This is a genomic window from Streptomyces hirsutus, from assembly GCF_001418415.1.
Lineage (GTDB): Bacteria > Actinomycetota > Actinomycetes > Streptomycetales > Streptomycetaceae > Streptomyces > Streptomyces hirsutus.
Map to the genome: position 1 here is coordinate 1 of NZ_LIQT01000559.1, position 1,584 is coordinate 1,584.

The 1,584-nt window shown below is 67.1% G+C and carries 1 protein-coding gene; it reads left to right on the top strand.

Annotation, left to right across the window (positions count from 1 at the left end):
* Positions 1-73: 73 nt before the first annotated feature.
* Positions 74-1,321 carry an IS701 family transposase gene (locus AOK11_RS34315; RefSeq protein ID WP_055597571.1) on the top strand — a complete coding sequence of 416 codons (1,248 nt, stop codon included), beginning with the start codon at positions 74-76 and terminating at the stop codon, positions 1,319-1,321.
* Positions 1,322-1,584: the final 263 nt, after the last annotated feature.

Below are 1,584 nucleotides of genomic sequence, written 5' to 3' on the forward strand. Positions count from 1 at the left end.
TCACCACGTGAGACATCCTCTACTACTCCAGTCAGAATTCGTGTCCTGAGCTGCTGGTTGTCGTTGTCTGGGTATGGACGCGATACCTGAAGTCGATTACTGGAAGGCCGAGTTGGAGTCGGTGTTCGCTCGGGTGGCGGGCCGGTTCGCTCGGGCGGATCTGCGGTGGCGGATGCGTGACTACGTCCGCGGCCTGCTGGCGCCGGTCGGGCGGAAGAACGGCTGGCAGCTGGCCGAATGGGCCGGCCACCGTGACCCGGCGGGCCTGCAGCACCTGCTGAACGGCGCCCGCTGGGACGCCGACGCGGTCCGCGACGACGTGCGGGACTACGCCGCCGAACGGCTCGGCCCGGGCGGTGTGCTGATCATCGACGACACCGGGTTCGTCAAGAAAGGCACCACCTCGGCCGGGGTGGGCCGGCAGTACACCGGCACCTTGGGAAAGATCGACAACTGCCAGATCGGCGTGTTCGCCGCCTACGCCACCAGTTCGGGCCGGGCCCTGGTCGACCGGGAGCTCTACCTGCCGAAAGCCTGGACGTCCGACCGCGAGCGGTGCCGGACGGCGAAAATCCCCGACGAACGCGGCTTTGCGACCAAGGGCGAGCTGGCCCGGGAGATCGTGCGCCGCTGCCTGGCCGCCGGCCTGCCGGCCGCCTGGGTCACCGCGGACGAGGCTTACGGGCAGGACTGGAACTTCCGCCGCCTGCTCGAGCAACTCGGCCTCGGTTACGTGGTGGCGGTGCCCAAGTCCCAGCAGATCAAGTCCCTGGCCGGCGCCTGGCGCATCGACCAGCTCATCGACGAAGCCCCCGCCGACGCCTGGCAGCGACTGTCCTGCGGCGACGGCGCCAAGGGACCGCGCGTCTACGACTGGGCCGCGGCCAAACTGCCCGCCAACCTCGTCTTCGACCCGGATCCGCCGTCCCATCACCGCTGGGTGCTGGCCCGCCGCAGCCTGTCCGACCCTTCCGAGGTCGCCTACTACCTCGCCCGCGCACCCGTCGGCGTCGAGATCGACGAACTGGCCCGGATCGCGGGCAGCCGGTGGGCGATCGAGGAGTGCTTCCAGGCCGCGAAGAACGAATGCGGCCTGGACGAGTACGAGGTCCGCCGCTACATCGGCTGGTACCGGCACATCACCCTGGCCATGCTCGCCCATGCCTTCCTCACCGCTCTGGCCGTCCAAGCCTCCCACCGGGAAACCGCAGAAACGAACCGACCAGCATCGTTCCTCTCACCGTGGCGGAGATCCGGCGACTGCTGGACACTCTCCTGCCCCACCCCCGCCCCGAACTCGACCGTCACCGGCATGCCCTGACCTGGTCCCGCTGGCGACGACGCCACCAAGCCACCGCCCGACGATGTCACTATCGAAGAAGAACCAGCTCAGGACACGAATTCTGACTGGAGTACTAAGCTTGGCGTTTATGGTCTGCCGTCGAACATGGCCTTGAACTTGCTGATGGGTTTGTCCGAGTTCCGGACGTAAGAGTGGCCTTCGCCTGATCCTGTGCTCCGTCACAGAGGCATGGGATCAACACGAAGGCCGTAGCTATGAGTCTTGCGCTTGCCGATAACCTC

What these genes read in the sequence shown, in the direction of transcription:
- AOK11_RS34315 (WP_055597571.1), top strand. Translation starts at nt 74, where the DNA reads ATGGACGCGATACCTGAAGTCGATTACTGGAAGGCCGAGTTGGAGTCG.